13 protein-coding genes are annotated in these 13,925 nt (G+C 64.9%); 9 read left to right on the top strand and 4 right to left on the bottom strand.

Annotated elements, in window-relative coordinates; translation table 11 throughout:
* Positions 1-145: 145 nt before the first annotated feature.
* From V5G24_RS15650 to V5G24_RS15630, 5 genes are all read left to right on the top strand, one after another.
* Positions 146-340, top strand: a complete 195-nt coding sequence (locus V5G24_RS15650; RefSeq protein ID WP_394081333.1) for a 4Fe-4S dicluster domain-containing protein — start codon at positions 146-148, stop codon at positions 338-340.
* 133 nt (positions 341-473) lie between these two features.
* A complete protein-coding gene (gene sufB, locus V5G24_RS15645; RefSeq protein ID WP_394081335.1) occupies positions 474-1,955 on the top strand; it encodes a Fe-S cluster assembly protein SufB in 1,482 nt (493 codons plus the stop codon).
* Positions 1,956-1,994: 39 nt separating this feature from the next.
* Positions 1,995-2,753: a Fe-S cluster assembly ATPase SufC gene (sufC, locus tag V5G24_RS15640; protein WP_394081336.1), complete on the top strand. Its 759-nt coding sequence runs from the start codon at positions 1,995-1,997 to the stop codon at positions 2,751-2,753.
* Positions 2,754-2,758: 5 nt separating this feature from the next.
* The gene (gene sufD, locus V5G24_RS15635) at positions 2,759-4,090 is read left to right on the top strand and encodes a Fe-S cluster assembly protein SufD (protein WP_394081338.1); all 1,332 of its coding nucleotides are present in this window, start codon (positions 2,759-2,761) and stop codon (positions 4,088-4,090) included.
* 4 nt (positions 4,091-4,094) lie between these two features.
* Entirely contained in the window at positions 4,095-5,336 is a 1,242-nt protein-coding gene (locus V5G24_RS15630) for a cysteine desulfurase (protein WP_394081340.1), read from the top strand.
* Positions 5,337-5,499: 163 nt separating this feature from the next.
* On the opposite strand, the gene V5G24_RS15625 is transcribed toward V5G24_RS15630, so the two are convergent.
* The 4 genes from V5G24_RS15625 to V5G24_RS15610 all read right to left on the bottom strand — a co-directional run bounded on the left by V5G24_RS15625 (position 5,500) and on the right by V5G24_RS15610 (position 9,490).
* Positions 5,500-6,291 carry a 4Fe4S-binding leucine-rich repeat protein gene (locus tag V5G24_RS15625; RefSeq protein ID WP_394081342.1) on the bottom strand — a complete coding sequence of 264 codons (792 nt, stop codon included), beginning with the start codon at positions 6,289-6,291 and terminating at the stop codon, positions 5,500-5,502.
* 97 nt (positions 6,292-6,388) lie between these two features.
* Positions 6,389-8,134, bottom strand: coding sequence for a nif-specific transcriptional activator NifA (gene nifA / locus V5G24_RS15620; protein WP_394081344.1), 1,746 nt, complete (start codon positions 8,132-8,134; stop codon positions 6,389-6,391).
* Between the two features lie 251 nt (positions 8,135-8,385).
* Positions 8,386-8,931 carry an alkylhydroperoxidase, AhpD family gene (gene ahpD / locus V5G24_RS15615; protein ID WP_394081346.1) on the bottom strand — a complete coding sequence of 182 codons (546 nt, stop codon included), beginning with the start codon at positions 8,929-8,931 and terminating at the stop codon, positions 8,386-8,388.
* Positions 8,932-8,935: 4 nt separating this feature from the next.
* On the bottom strand, positions 8,936-9,490 hold the full coding sequence (locus tag V5G24_RS15610; RefSeq protein ID WP_394081348.1) for a peroxiredoxin: 555 nt from the start codon (positions 9,488-9,490) through the stop codon (positions 8,936-8,938).
* A 251-nt stretch (positions 9,491-9,741) separates the two neighbouring features.
* Between V5G24_RS15610 and V5G24_RS15605 the strand changes: the two genes are divergently transcribed.
* The 4 genes from V5G24_RS15605 (at position 9,742) to cysE (ending at position 13,922) form a co-directional block, all read left to right on the top strand.
* On the top strand, positions 9,742-10,707 hold the full coding sequence (locus tag V5G24_RS15605; RefSeq protein ID WP_394081350.1) for a hypothetical protein: 966 nt from the start codon (positions 9,742-9,744) through the stop codon (positions 10,705-10,707).
* A gap of 49 nt (positions 10,708-10,756) precedes the next feature.
* Positions 10,757-11,593 (top strand): ModD protein, encoded by an 837-nt coding sequence (gene modD, locus V5G24_RS15600; RefSeq protein WP_394081352.1) that lies wholly within the window; start codon positions 10,757-10,759, stop codon positions 11,591-11,593.
* Between the two features lie 239 nt (positions 11,594-11,832).
* Positions 11,833-13,083: a homocitrate synthase gene (nifV, locus tag V5G24_RS15595; protein WP_394081354.1), complete on the top strand. Its 1,251-nt coding sequence runs from the start codon at positions 11,833-11,835 to the stop codon at positions 13,081-13,083.
* Entirely contained in the window at positions 13,080-13,922 is an 843-nt protein-coding gene (gene cysE, locus V5G24_RS15590) for a serine O-acetyltransferase (protein ID WP_394081356.1), read from the top strand. Before nifV ends, cysE begins: the two co-directional genes overlap by 4 nt.
* The last annotated feature ends 3 nt before the right edge of the window (positions 13,923-13,925 follow it).

Raw genomic sequence — 13,925 nt, 5'->3', positions numbered from 1 at the left:
CCCTGTCGGGCGCGCGACAGGGGTTTGCTGGGTCCCTTGGAATTTATCCAATTAAATCAGCGAATTCGTGTGTGGCACAGGGTTTGCGTGGGCGATCTGGCGAGATGTCACGGGGACATCGTACGCGCGCTCTGGAGTCACGTAGATGGCCTACAAGATCGTCGCCTCGCAATGCACGGTATGCGGTGCTTGCGAATTTGAATGCCCCAATGCGGCCATTCGTCTGAAGAACGACATGTACATTATCGACCCCAAGAAATGCACGGAATGCGAGGGCAGCTTCGAGACGCCCCAATGCGCCGCGGTTTGCCCGGTGGCAGACACCTGCATTCCTGCCTGAGGCGATGAGGAACATGGCCGGGCGGGCGACCGCGCCGGCCCCGTGCCGAACGGCGCCGCCGCCGATGGGGCCCGCGCTCAAGGGCTCCTTCGGGAGCGCACACACCGCTTGTAACCGTGAGGGGAGTGACTGAATGGCCGCCGTACAAGAGACAGTCGAGCAGGTCCGCCGCATCGACGTCGAGCAATACAAGTACGGGTTCGTCACCGACATCGAATCCGAGAAAGCGCCGAAAGGTCTTTCGGAAGATATCGTGCGCTTCATCTCCGCGAAGAAGAATGAGCCGGCCTGGATGCTGGACTGGCGGTTGGATGCCTATCGCCGCTGGCTTACCATGCGCGAGCCGGAATGGGCGCGCGTCAGCTATCCGAAGATCGATTATCAGGATCTCTATTATTATTCCGCCCCGAAGAAGAGGCCGGAGCTGGCATCGCTCGATGAGGTGGATCCGGAAATCCTGAAGACCTATGAGAAGCTCGGAATTCCCTTGCGCGAGCAGGAGTTGCTGGCCGGTGTGGTGCGCCCCGAGGGCGAGCGCCGCATCGCGGTGGACGCGGTGTTCGACAGCGTCTCGGTGGCGACGACGTTCCAGAAGGAATTGCAGGAAGCCGGCGTGATCTTCATGCCCATTTCCGAGGCTTTGCGTGAATATCCCGACCTTGTGCGGAAATATCTCGGCAGCGTGGTTCCGACCTCGGATAATTACTTCGCCACCCTGAATTCGGCCGTGTTCTCGGACGGATCCTTCGTCTACGTTCCGCCGGGGGTGCGCTGCCCCATGGAGCTTTCCACCTATTTCCGCATCAATGAGCGGAACACCGGACAGTTCGAGCGCACGCTGATCATCGCCGACAAGGGCTCCTATGTGAGCTATCTGGAAGGCTGCACCGCGCCCCAGCGGGACGAGAACCAGCTCCATGCCGCCGTGGTCGAATTGGTCGCCATGGATGATGCCGAAATCAAATATTCGACGGTGCAGAACTGGTATCCAGGCAATGCCGATGGCGTCGGCGGCATCTATAATTTCGTCACCAAGCGCGGCGATTGCCGGGGCGATAATTCCAAGATCTCCTGGACCCAGGTGGAAACCGGCTCGGCCATTACCTGGAAATATCCGAGCTGCATCTTGCGCGGCGACAATTCGAGCGGCGAATTCTATTCGATCGCCATCTCCAACGGTCATCAGCAGGTGGACTCGGGCACCAAGATGATCCATCTCGGCAAGAATACGTCGAGCCGCATCATCTCCAAGGGCATTGCGGCCGGGGTGTCGCAGAACACCTATCGCGGCCAGGTCACGGCACATCGCAAGGCGGCCGGCGCGCGCAATTTCACCGCGTGCGACTCGCTGCTGATCGGTGACATGTGCGGCGCCCACACCGTGCCCTACATCGAGGCGCGCAACCCTACGGCTGTATTCGAGCACGAGGCGACCACCTCAAAAATTTCCGAAGATGTGTTGTTTTACTGCATTCAGCGCGGCCTTTCCCAGGAAGAGGCGGTTGGATTGGTGGTGAACGGCTTCGTGAAGGATGTGCTCCAGCAACTCCCCATGGAGTTCGCCGTGGAGGCGCAGAAATTGATCTCCATTTCGCTCGAAGGCAGCGTCGGTTAGGCGCTCTGGCACGAAACCCGCACAGGATAGGAATTGGCGATGACTGCGCTTCTGGAAATCCGCGACCTGCGCGCCGAAATCGGCGGGCGGAAAATCCTCAACGGTCTGGATCTCACCGTGAATAAAGGCGAGATCCACGCCATCATGGGCCCGAACGGGGCTGGCAAATCCACGCTGTCCTATGTGCTCGCGGGCAAGCCCGGCTATGAGATCACGGGCGGGCAAGTATTGTTCAACGGCGAGGACCTGTTCGAGATGTCGCCGGACGAGCGCGCCGCAAAGGGCGTGTTTCTGGCCTTCCAGTATCCGCTGGAAATTCCCGGCGTCGCGACGCTCACCTTCCTGCGGGCGGCGCTGAACGCCCAGCGCAAGAAGCGGGGGGAAGAGGAATTGTCCTCGCCGGATCTTCTGAAACGAGTGCGCGAGCTGGCGAAAAAGCTCGGCATCGACCCGGAGATGCTGCGCCGGCCGCTGAACGTGGGTTTTTCCGGCGGCGAGAAGAAGCGCAACGAAACCCTCCAGATGGCGCTTCTGGAACCGCGCCTGTGCGTTCTGGACGAGACGGATTCCGGGCTCGATATCGACGCGCTGAAGGTGGTGGCCAATGGCGTCAACCAGCTGCGCTCGGCCGAGCGGGGCATGATCGTCATCACCCATTACCAGCGGCTGCTGGACTATATCGTGCCGGACGTCGTGCATGTCCTGGCCGCGGGCCGCATCGTCGAGACGGGGGGCAAGGACCTTGCCCTGCAGCTCGAGGCGACCGGCTATGCGCAATATCAGAACGAGGCGGCGTGACGGTCATGAACGCAGGGATCGCCGCCATCAAGACCGAGGCCGAGACCGGCCTTGCCGATACCTATACGGCCGCGCGGCATGATCTGCCGGGCGGACCTGCCGTGGCTGCGGCGCGCGCCGAGGCTTTCAATATTTTCGCGCTCGGCGGTTTGCCCCACCGCCGGCTAGAGGCGTGGAAATATACTGATCTGCGCCGCTTGATGAAGGATGCCAAGCCGCTCGCGGGCGCGCCCGATACGGCTGCCCTGGCCGTGGCTGAGCAGGCCGGGCAATGGCTTTGTGACCTTGGCGCGCGGCGCATCGTGGTCGTGAACGGCACGTTCGCGCCGGCCCTGTCCGATCTTGCCGACCTTGAGGAGGGCCTGACAATCCGCGCTCTCGCGCAAGCGCTGGTTGCGGACGAGCCGCTGCTATCGGCCGACCTCGGCACCCTGCTGCCCCACAATGAGCCGGCGCTGGCGTTGAATACGGCGTTTGCGGGCGACGGCGTGGTGATCGAGGTCGCTGCCGGGGCGGAGGTCAAGCGTCCCATCCATCTCCTGTTCGTGACGGCCGGCGAGACGGCCGCGGCGATCTTCACCCGATCGGTGGCGGTGATCGGCGCCGGCGCCAGCGTGAGCCTGATCGAGAGCCACGAAGGGCCGGAAGGATCGGATTATCAGGTCAATGCCGCGCTTCAGGTGCAACTTGGCGACGAGGCGCGTCTCGATCATGTGAAGATCGTGCGCGAGGGTGGCGCGGCGCTTCATGTGGGCACCTTGCTTGCCGATATCGGGGCGCGGGCGCGGTTCAACGCGTTCGGCTTCATCGTCGGCGGTTCGGTGGTGCGCAATCAGATGTTCGTGCGCCTCGCGGGTGCGGACACGGTGGCGGAGATTTCGGGCGTGAGCCTGCTGGCCGGGCGGCAACATGCCGACACGACCTTGTCCATCGAGCATGCTGCACCCGGCAGCCAAAGTCGTGAAACCTTCAAGGCGGTGGTGGACGAAGCGGCGCACGCGGTGTTCCAGGGCAAGATCGCGGTGCGGCAGCAGGCGCAGAAGACCGATGCGCGCATGATGTCGCGTGCGCTCTTGCTCTCGGCGGAGGCGGAGGTTTTCAGCAAGCCGGAGCTTGAGATTTTCGCGGACGACGTCCAGTGCGGCCACGGCGCCACCACGGGGACGCTCGACGATCAGCTCAAATTCTATCTGATGGCGCGCGGCATCCCCGTCAAGGAGGCCGAAGCGCTGCTGATTCAAGCCTTCGTGGGCGAGGTCATCGATACCATCGCGCAGGAGAGCCTGCGCGATGCCTTGAGCGCGGCAACGCTCGCGTGGCTGGGCGAGCGGGGTTGAGGCGATGCATCCGGCGGTCAGCAATGGAAGCTATGATGTGAACCGCATCCGCGAGGATTTCCCCATCCTCGGCATGCAGGTCTATGGCAAGCCCCTGGTTTATCTGGATAACGGCGCCTCGGCCCAAAAGCCGAAGGCGGTGCTCGAGCGGATGAACCAAGCCTATACATCGGAATACAGCAATGTGCACCGTGGCTTGCATTATCTCGCCAATGCGGCGACGGACGGTTATGAGGGCGCGCGCGAGCGGGTGGCTGCATTCCTGAACGCCGAGCGCACGGACGAGATCATCTTCACCCGGGGCGCGACGGAAGCGGTCAACCTCGTGGCGCAGACCTATGGCCGCGCAAATATCGGGCCCGGCGACGAGATCGTGCTCTCCATCATGGAGCACCACGCCAATATCGTGCCCTGGCATTTCCTGCGCGAGCGGCAGGGCGCGGTGATCAAATGGGCGCCGGTGGATGATGAGGGAAATTTCCTGCTCGATGAGTTCGAGAAGCTTCTGAGTGACCGCACCAAGATTGTCGCGATCACGCAAATGTCGAACGTGCTCGGCACCGTGGTTCCGGTCAAGGATGTGGTGCGCATCGCCCATGCGCGCGGCATTCCGGTTCTGGTGGATGGCGCCCAGGCGAGCGTCCACATGGAGGTGGATGTCCGCGACATCGACTGCGATTTCTACGTTATTACTGGCCATAAGCTTTATGGGCCGACCGGCATTGGTGCGCTGTACGGCAAGCATGCGATCCTGTCGCAGATGCCGCCCTTTAACGGCGGTGGCGAGATGATCCGCGAGGTCTCCCGCGACACGGTCACCTATGGCGCGCCTCCGCACCGCTTCGAGGCGGGCACGCCGGCGATCGTCCAGGCGATCGGCCTTGGCGCCGCGCTGGATTATATCCGCTCCATCGGGAAGGATCGGATCCACGCGCACGAGGCGTCCCTGGTTGCTTACGCTCACGAAAAATTAAGTGAGATCAATTCGTTGCGGATCATCGGCAATGCGCCGGGCAAGGGCGCCATTGTGTCCTTCGCCATGGAGAATGCCCATGCCCACGATGTGGCGACCGTGATCGACCGGGCGGGCATCGCGGTGCGCGCGGGCACCCATTGCGCAATGCCGCTGCTCGAGCGCTTTGGCGTCTCGGCCACCTGCCGCGCGTCGTTCGCGCTCTACAACACCCATCAGGAGGTGGACGAGCTCGCACGTGCCTTGAACAAGGCGGGCGAATTTTTCGCGTGAGTTCGGCGCCGCCGGCAGCGCCGGCGAAATGGGCTGGGACAATGAGAAGGGCCGGCGATGCGCCGGCTCTTTCGCCGTTCAAATCCCGCGCACACAACGTTCCGGGGGGCGGGAGGCTGGGCCCCGGACCGGTCCGCCACCTGGTGCGCCGCAAGACCGCGGATTACCGGCCGGAGCCGTCCTGCCCTGTATCCTCGATCATACGCCGCAAGGCCAGCTCACGAATTTCGCTCACCGGATCGTCGGCAAGTGCCGCCAGATGGGCGCGGCCGATGCGCTCCGCCACCGCGAATCGCACGCGCATGTCGGTGTCTTTCATCAGCACGGTGAGACGTTCCGGAGACAGCCGCTCCGCCACGACCAGGCGCACGAGCGGATCCGGATCGCCGGCCATGGTCACGAGATGGGGCAGGGCGATGCGCCGGGCCACTTCGCGGCGCACCTCCGGCTCGCTGTCATAGAGCGCCATCACGAGCGAGGCCGGCGGCGCCCGGCGGACCGCTGTGAGGCGGACCGCGTAGTTCTCATCCGCGAGCATGGCGACCAGGTCGTTGCCGTCCAGGCGCTGCGTCACAGCCATGCGGACCCGTGCATCGGTATCCTTGCGCATGTCCCGGATCCGCGCCAGGGGAAGGCGGTAGGCCACCATGATCCGCACGTCGGGTTCGGGATCCTCGCGCAGCGGGCCGAGCAGGAACAGGCTGGCATGTTTCGCCGCGAGCGTGCGCACCTCGAAATAGGGATGGTCGAGATAGCGGGCGGCAAGATGGGAATTTCGAGCAAAGAAGCGGTCGATCCGCTTGCCGCGCCGGTCGGCGACGCAGATCTTGCCGAGGTCGCAGCGGCCTTCGGCATGAATGTCCTCATGGGGACAATCCTGGCAGCGCACGGGCCGGCCCTGCCAGTCCATGGCCTCGAAGGGTTCGATGGGCTGGGCTGGCGCTTCGCCGATCATGGCGCGCCAGCCCTCGCGTCCCAGCCGCCGAGCTGCGTGCCGGGCGCCTGGGAGAACCGGCCGCTTCCCGGCCGTGCCATGGATGCACCGCGACGCATCAGAACCGCTTGATGTCGATGCCGTGCTTGCGCAGGGCATAACCGATCTGGCGCGGTGTGAGGTTAAGGATGCGGGCGGCTTTCGCCTGCACCCAGCCGGACCGCTCCATGGCCTGGAGCAATTGCTCCTTCTCGCTCTGGCGCGGCGGCACCGCGGGGCATGCCTCCGTGCCGGGGCAGGTTGCGGGGGGAACGGCCTCGGCGGTGGGCGCGGCGCTGGCGGCCGGGGCCGGCTGCAACTGGGTCAGCGTCTGTGCTGGCGCGATGGGAAGCGGCTTGGGTGCGCTGCCCTTCCACAGCATGGCGGACAGGCATTGCCCGGTGTCGCAGGCAAAGTCGTGCGGCGTGATCACATCATCATGGGCGAGGGTGGCCGTGCGCCGGACGCAATTTTCCAGCTCGCGCACGTTTCCGGGAAAATAGCAGCGCCGCAGAACTTCGAGGGCCGGGGGAGACAGGCTGAGGCCCTGCTTGTTTTCCTTGTTGAAGCGATCGAGGAAATTCTTCGCCAGCTTGGGGATGTCGCCCGGCCGCTCGCGCAGCGGCGGCAGGATCAGCGGCACCACATGGATGCGGTAATAGAGATCGGCCCGGAATTCGCCCTTGGAGACGGCCTCCTCCAGATTTTTGTTGGTGGCGCAGACCAAGCGCACGTCCACCTTCAAGGTCTTGTTGCCGCCGACCCGCTCGAACTCGCCTTCCTGAAGCACGCGCAGAAGCTTGGCCTGGAAGGCGGGCGAAATCTCGCCGATCTCGTCGAGGAACAGGGTGCCGCCGTGGGCCATTTCGAAGCGTCCCTGGCGCATGTTCAAAGCGCCAGTGAAGGCGCCTTTCTCATGGCCGAAAAGCTCGGATTCAAGCACCGTCTCGGGCAGGGCCGCGCAGTTCACTTTCACGAACGGCTTCGCCTTGCGAGGCGAGAGCTCGTGGATCGCGCGGGCGAACAATTCCTTGCCCGTGCCGCTTTCGCCGCGCAGCAGCACCGTGGAATTGGAGCGCGCCACCACCTGTGCGGTTGCGATCAGGCGCTTCACCAGCGGACTGTCGCCGACGATCCCCATCGGCCCGGCATCGGCCACGCTGGTGTCGGTGAGTTCGTCCGCCTGTGGCTTTTCTTCCTTCAGCGCTTTTTCCAGGCGATGGGTCTGGGCGATCAGGCGGTCACGGTCGCCGGCCACCAGGGTGTGCAGGCGCACCGCTTGCCCGACGAGATTAGCCACCATGGTGAGGAAGCGCACATCCTCGTCGAACCGGAAACGGGCGGTGCCGTCCCACACCCGGTCGATGGAGAGCGTGCCCATCACATGGGTATCCACCTTGATGGGGACGCCGATGAAGGAAACGGTGGAACCGTCCGAGGGGGCGAATAGATCTTCGTGGCCCGAGAACAGCGGATCCACGGAAACGTCCTGCACCACCAGCGGCATCTGCGTGGCCACGATCTGATCGATGGCCTTCTGCGGCACGCGGGCGCGGATGTGGCTGGCGATCTGCGGCGTCCAGCCGGTGGTCGCCACCATGTCCGGGTCGCCCCCGGAATCCAGGATGACGATCATGCCGTGCCGCATCTGCAACATCGAGGACAGAACGTTCACGACATTGGCGAGTGTGACTTCCATCCGGCGCGGCGCGGTGAGGATCTTCGAAATTTCGTAGATGCCGATCAGCGCGACTTCCGGCGACGTGCCCCGGCTCGGATGCGCGTGCGACACCCCGGGCGCAATGCCGGAGCTTGGTTTCGACATGACTAGCAAGGCTTCCCCGTTGGCGTTGCTGGACGCTCGAGGCACACGAATCTGAAAGACGTCGGACATGGACGTACTCCCCGCCGCAAGCGGCTCGCGAGAGGTTCGCCCTCCTGTCGGTGCTTCCCTGCGCCACTATCTTTTTGATGTGGCTGCAATTTTTTATAGAACTTCCAGGAAACACCCGAGGGTGATCGCAAGCTTTGATCTAAATCAAAAAAATGTGTCCACTTGACACAGCGACACTGAAGTCATTCCGCAGCCGCGGGCAGGACCGCCGCTGCGGCTTCCTGGGCCACCGCCGCCGAGGCGACAATGGCGGCGATCCGCACCGCAGTCTGGATCTGCGCCTCGCTGATGCCGGCGTCGCGCAGAACCTTTTCGTGGGAATCGATGCAACGCCCACACCCGTTCATGGCCGACACGGCGAGGGACCAGAGCTCGAAATCCGCTTTATCCACGCCGGGGCTGCCAATCACGCTCATGCGCAGCTTGGCCGGCAAGGTTTCATAGGCCTTGTTCGAGGCCAGATGCGTAAAGCGATAATAAACGTTGTTCATCGCCATGATGGAGGCCGCCGCCTTGGCTGCATTCATCGCGGCGGGGGCCAGATGGGGCGCGGCTTCCGCCTCCAGCGCCTGGGCCACCGTTGCATTGCGCGTGGTCAGGCCGCAGGCCACCAGCAGCCCATAGAGCTGCTGGGGCGAAATGGAATCCTCGCGCGTCAGCGAGGACAGGTTGAGCTTCACGTCCTTCGCGAAGTCGGGAAGCTGGGCTTTGAGCGCCTCGATGCTCATGGGATCACGCAACCTTCAGCACGTCGCCGCCGACTTCGCGATTGCAGGGGCACAATTCGTCGGTCTGGAGCGCGTCGAGCACCCGCAGCGTGTCCTTGGGATTGCGGCCCACGTTGAGGTTGGTCGCATAGACGTGCTGGATCACATTGTCCGGGTCGACAACGAAGGTGTAGCGATAGGCCACGCCATCGGGAGACCGCACGCCCAGCCCATCCACCAGCGAGCCGTTGGTGTCGGCGAACGACCAGATGGGCAGGCGGTTCAGGTCCTTGTGGTCGCGCCGCCAGGCGAGCTTCACGAACTCATTGTCCGTCGAGCCGCCGAGCACGACCGCGTCCCGGTCCGCGAATTCGCCGGAAAGGCGGGCGAATTCCGCGATCTCGGTCGGGCAGACGAAGGTGAAATCCTTCGGATAGAAGAAGATGATCTTCCATTTGCCAGGGAAGCTCGCCTCGGTGAGAGGCTCGAATGCGGACTGGCCGTTCTCTTCATGGAAATTGAAGCCAGGCTTCACGCCAGTGACGGAGAAGGCGGGAAGGGTGCTGCCGATACCGAGCATGTCAGTCTCCAAAGTCGCCGAAGGGGCGCGTGCAATGACGTATGGAGAGATTCTAGCAAGCCATGTGCCACCGGTGTTGCAGTGCGAAATGCTTCTGATTCCAATGAGCCGGTTTGCGACAGCCATGGCATGTCGGCTTTGCGACACGACAACGCGCCGATGTGATGTCCGCGTGTGTCGCAAAACCCACGGGTGATCCGGATGGCGTCAGCCGGTCGCCCCGAACGTTTGCAAACGCAGTAGATGGTTCGGTGAACGACGTGAAACCGGACGCGATCAAGTTTTCGCAGTGCCAGCCCGGCGACTTGGCACGAATGTCGCTACACGCGTTGCAACACGTCCACGTAGGGCAATATAAAATGCGCAGCGAAACCGAATTCACCCCGTCCGGGCGTGCGCCAGTGGCCGTGGTGCTCGGCACCAACGATGTCGCCTCGGCGGTCGCGCACCGGATGTTCCATGCCGGATACGGCGTCGTGCTGTCGCGCGATCCCTCCCAGCCGGTCCTGCGCCGCAGCATGGCTTTTGATGACGCGCTGGTCACCGGCTTTTCGGAACTGGAGGGCCTGCCGGCCAGGCCGGCGGACACTCTGGTGGAAGTGCTGCGCGGTTTCACCGAGCGCCATGCGGTCATGGTGACGTCCCTGGAAATGGGCGAGTTGCTGTGCCTCGGCCTGATCGATGTGCTGGTGGATGCCCGCATGCGCATGCGGAACCTGAAGGTGGATATCCGGCCGTTCGCCCGGGTGAGCGTGGGTCTCGGACCGGGCTTCACGGCCGGCCGACACGTGGACGTGGCCGTAGAGACGGCGCCGGAGGCGATCGGCATCTTGCGCGACGGTTCCACGCTGGCGCCCCATGGGCGCTCCATGCCGTTGGCGGGAGCGGGCCGCGAACGGTTTGCCCGGGCGCCCGCATCGGGCATTTGGGTGACCCGTGCCGCGATCGGGGACCGCGTCCGGCGCGACGAGGTGATCGGGACCTGCGACAAAACCCCGGTCATGGCGCCCCTTGCCGGGCATTTGCGCGGCCTCGTGCGCAGCGGCGTTGCGGTGCCGGCCGATCTCAAGCTTGCGGAAGTTGACCCGCGTCTGGACTGCGAGCCAAGCTGGCTGGGTATTGCCGAGCGCCCGCGCCGGATCGCGGAAGCAACCCTCGACGCGATCCGCACGCTCGAAAGCATGGGCACCGGCGCCGCCGGCGGCATCGCTCATTGACCTTATTCGCCGCTCTCCCGCGGGCGGGCGGCCCCGGGAGGATTTCGACATGGATCTCGGCTGGTTGCCGGAGCGGCTCGACGCGCTGTTGGCGGAAGACGTCCCCCATGGGGATCTGACAACGCACCTTCTCGGCATCGGCGGCGCCAGCGCCCGCATGCAGTTTCAGATGCGGGCGGCGGGCGTGGTCTGCGGCATCGAGACGGCAGCGGCGCTGATTGTCCGCGCGGGCGCGCAGGCCGAGGTCGTGGCACCCTCGAGTTCGCGTGTGGAGGCGGGCGCGGTGCTGCTGCGGGCAAATGGAAGCGCCGGCGCGATCCATCGGGCCTGGAAGGTCTCCCAGACGCTCGTGGAATATTTGTCGGGCATAGCCACCACCACCGCCGCCATCGTCGATGCGGCGCGTGCTGTCGCTCCCGGGATTTCCATTGTCACGACGCGGAAGACCTTTCCCGGTGCGAAAGCGCCGATGATCGCCGCGATCCGTGCCGGCGGGGCCGAGCCGCATCGGCTGGGCCTGTCGGAAACGCTGCTGGTGTTTCCCGAGCACCGGGTGTTCCTGGGTGATCCGGCTTCCGCGATTGCGCGCCTGCGTCAGGCCGCGCCGGAGAAGAAGGTCGTAATCGAGGTCGCCTCGCTGGAGGAAGCCGCGGCCATGGTGTCGATCGCCGATGTTCTCCAGTGCGAGAAGATGACTCCGCAGGACATCGCGTCCGTGGTGCAGATGGTTGCGGCGTCCAGCGTGCGGACGCTGGTGGCGGCGGCGGGGGGCGTGAATGCCGCGAATGCCGCCGCCTATGCCCAGGCGGGCGCGCATATCCTGGTGACGTCCGCTCCCTATTGGGCTGCCCCTGCCGATGTGAAGGTCACCCTTGGGCCCGCGTGACCCCGTGTGTGCAGTGGCTTTTCCCCAACATGGAACCACGATGAGAAGCATCATGTCGGGGGCGGCGCGACAGGCTCTGTCGCGAACCCGCCGAATGCGTCGCCCCCGCGACGGGAGAGGACGCCACAGTCGCCCAATAGTGCCGAAAAATAATGCAAATTCAGCTGCTTAATTCGGTGGCACACGGCTTGCTTTGGTTTCGGTGACAGTCTCAATCCACTGGATAGCCGAGACACATCATGCTCGCTAAGACATCCAAATCCGCCAAGACCACCGAGGGCCGGCCCGGCTTCGCAAACACGCCCGGCTCGAATGAAGACGTGCGCTTCCGCGACGTTTTCCTCAATGACACGACATTGAGGGATGGCGAGCAGGCGCCCGGCGTCGCCTTCACACGGCGCGAAAAAATCGAGATCGCCGAGGCGCTCGCCGCGGCTGGTGTTCCGGAGATCGAAGCCGGCACGCCGGCGATGGGCGACGAGGAAATCGAGACCCTGCGTTCCATCGTGTCGCTGAAGCTGCCGACCCGCGTCATGGCGTGGTGCCGCATGAGCGAAGATGACCTCATGGCGGCGGTGGCCTCCGGGGTCGGCATCGTCAATCTCTCCGTTCCCACCTCGGATCGGCAATTGGCGGGCAAGCTGGGCAAGGACCGCGCCTGGGCGCTGGAGGCCGTCACCCGCATCGTCTCGCTCGCGCGCACGCTGGGCTTCGAAGTGGCGGTGGGCGGCGAAGATGCCTCGCGCGCGGATCCGGACTTCCTCTGCCGCCTTGCGGAGACGGCCCGCGCGGCCGGTGCGTTCCGCCTGCGGCTCGCCGATACGCTCGGCGTGCTCGATCCCTTCTCCACCTATGCCCTGGTGCGCCGGGTGGCGGCGGCGAGCGACCTGGAGCTGGAATTTCACGCCCATGACGATCTCGGCCTCGCCACCGCCAATACGCTCGCGGCGGTGATGGGCGGCGCACGGCACGCCAGCGTCACGGTCGCCGGGCTCGGCGAGCGCGCCGGTAATGCGGCGCTGGAGGAGGTCGCCATCGCGCTGCGCCAGACCGCCCGCGCCGAAACCGGCATCACGCCCGCCGCCCTCGGCCCGCTGGCGGAACAGGTCTCGCTCGCGGCCCGCCGTCCGGTGCCGCGTGGCAAGGCGATCGTCGGCGCCGATGTCTTCACGCATGAATCCGGCATCCATGTCTCCGGCCTGCTGAAGGATCGCGCCACCTATGAGGCGCTGAACCCGGAATTGTTCGGGCGCGGCCATCGGGTGGTGCTCGGCAAGCATTCGGGTCTTGCGGCGGTGGAGAAGGCATTGGCGGACGAAGGCATCGTCGTGGACGTGGCGCGGGGCAGGGCGATCCTGGAGCGGGTGCGGGCCTTCGCCGTGCGCACCAAGGCTACCGTGCCTTCGGAAATGCTGCTGCGATTCTATGAGGACACCTTCACCGAGGCAGCCCTTCGGCTGCGCCGGTCCACCGTCGGGAGCGCGACATGATCATGGGAACGAGTCGTCAAGAGGTCCCCGCCGCCGTCAACCGTTCCGTGCCCGTGGTGCTGCGCGCGCCAAGCCTGTGGCGCCAGATCCGCGACGACATCGCGTGCGTGAAGTCGCGCGACCCGGCGGCGCGCGCTACCCTCGAGATCGTGCTGACCTATCCCGGTGTGCATGCCGTGATCTGGCATCGCTGTGCGCACCGGCTCTGGCAGGGCAAGGCGAAATTTTTGGCGCGCTTCCTGTCCTGGTTCGGTCGCCTCGTCACCAATGTGGATATTCATCCCGGCGCGCGGATCGGCGCGCGGTTTTTCATCGACCACGGGGCGGGCGTGGTGATCGGCGAGACGGCGGAAGTGGGCAATGACGTCACGCTCTACCACGGCGTCACGCTCGGCGGCACATCCTGGACCGCCGGCAAGCGCCACCCGACCCTGATGGACGGCGTCCTGGTGGGAGCTGGTGCCAAGATCCTCGGCCCGATCACGGTCGGGGTCGGCGCCCGCGTCGGGGCGAATTCGGTGGTGGTGGAGGACGTGCCGCCGGGCATGACCGTGGTGGGCATTCCTGGCCGGATCGTGAAGCCCCTGTCCGAGCGCCGGCGATTGGGCGACGGGCGGATCGACCTCGAGCATCATTTGATGCCGGACCCGGTGGGAGAAGCCGTCGCCGCCCTGCTGGACCGTATCGAATTCCTGGAAATGCGGCTGAAGCACCACCAGGAGCAGGGGCATGTGCCGGGCGGGCGTCCGGTGGCGGCGCCGGACGGGTGCGCCAAGCCCATCATGGCGCCGGGCCCCGCACCGCTCGAGACGCGCGCACAGGACGTCGCGGTTCAGTAGCGC

The sequence above is a fragment of the Roseixanthobacter finlandensis genome (assembly GCF_043195105.2).
Classification (GTDB): domain Bacteria; phylum Pseudomonadota; class Alphaproteobacteria; order Rhizobiales; family Xanthobacteraceae; genus NCEH01.
This window is presented reverse-complemented; position numbering and strand designations above follow the sequence as displayed.

Bases quoted from the DNA above. Each gene is read 5' to 3' on its own strand.
- V5G24_RS15650 (WP_394081333.1), top strand. From the start codon at position 146: ATGGCCTACAAGATCGTCGCCTCGCAATGCACGGTATGCGGTGCTTGC.
- sufB (WP_394081335.1), top strand. From the start codon at position 474: ATGGCCGCCGTACAAGAGACAGTCGAGCAGGTCCGCCGCATCGACGTC.
- sufC (WP_394081336.1), top strand. From the start codon at position 1,995: ATGACTGCGCTTCTGGAAATCCGCGACCTGCGCGCCGAAATCGGCGGG.
- sufD (WP_394081338.1), top strand. From the start codon at position 2,759: ATGAACGCAGGGATCGCCGCCATCAAGACCGAGGCCGAGACCGGCCTT.
- V5G24_RS15630 (WP_394081340.1), top strand. From the start codon at position 4,095: ATGCATCCGGCGGTCAGCAATGGAAGCTATGATGTGAACCGCATCCGC.
- V5G24_RS15625 (WP_394081342.1), bottom strand. From the start codon at position 6,291: ATGATCGGCGAAGCGCCAGCCCAGCCCATCGAACCCTTCGAGGCCATG.
- nifA (WP_394081344.1), bottom strand. From the start codon at position 8,134: ATGTCGAAACCAAGCTCCGGCATTGCGCCCGGGGTGTCGCACGCGCAT.
- ahpD (WP_394081346.1), bottom strand. From the start codon at position 8,931: ATGAGCATCGAGGCGCTCAAAGCCCAGCTTCCCGACTTCGCGAAGGAC.
- V5G24_RS15610 (WP_394081348.1), bottom strand. From the start codon at position 9,490: ATGCTCGGTATCGGCAGCACCCTTCCCGCCTTCTCCGTCACTGGCGTG.
- modD (WP_394081352.1), top strand. From the start codon at position 10,757: ATGGATCTCGGCTGGTTGCCGGAGCGGCTCGACGCGCTGTTGGCGGAA.
- nifV (WP_394081354.1), top strand. From the start codon at position 11,833: ATGCTCGCTAAGACATCCAAATCCGCCAAGACCACCGAGGGCCGGCCC.
- cysE (WP_394081356.1), top strand. From the start codon at position 13,080: ATGATCATGGGAACGAGTCGTCAAGAGGTCCCCGCCGCCGTCAACCGT.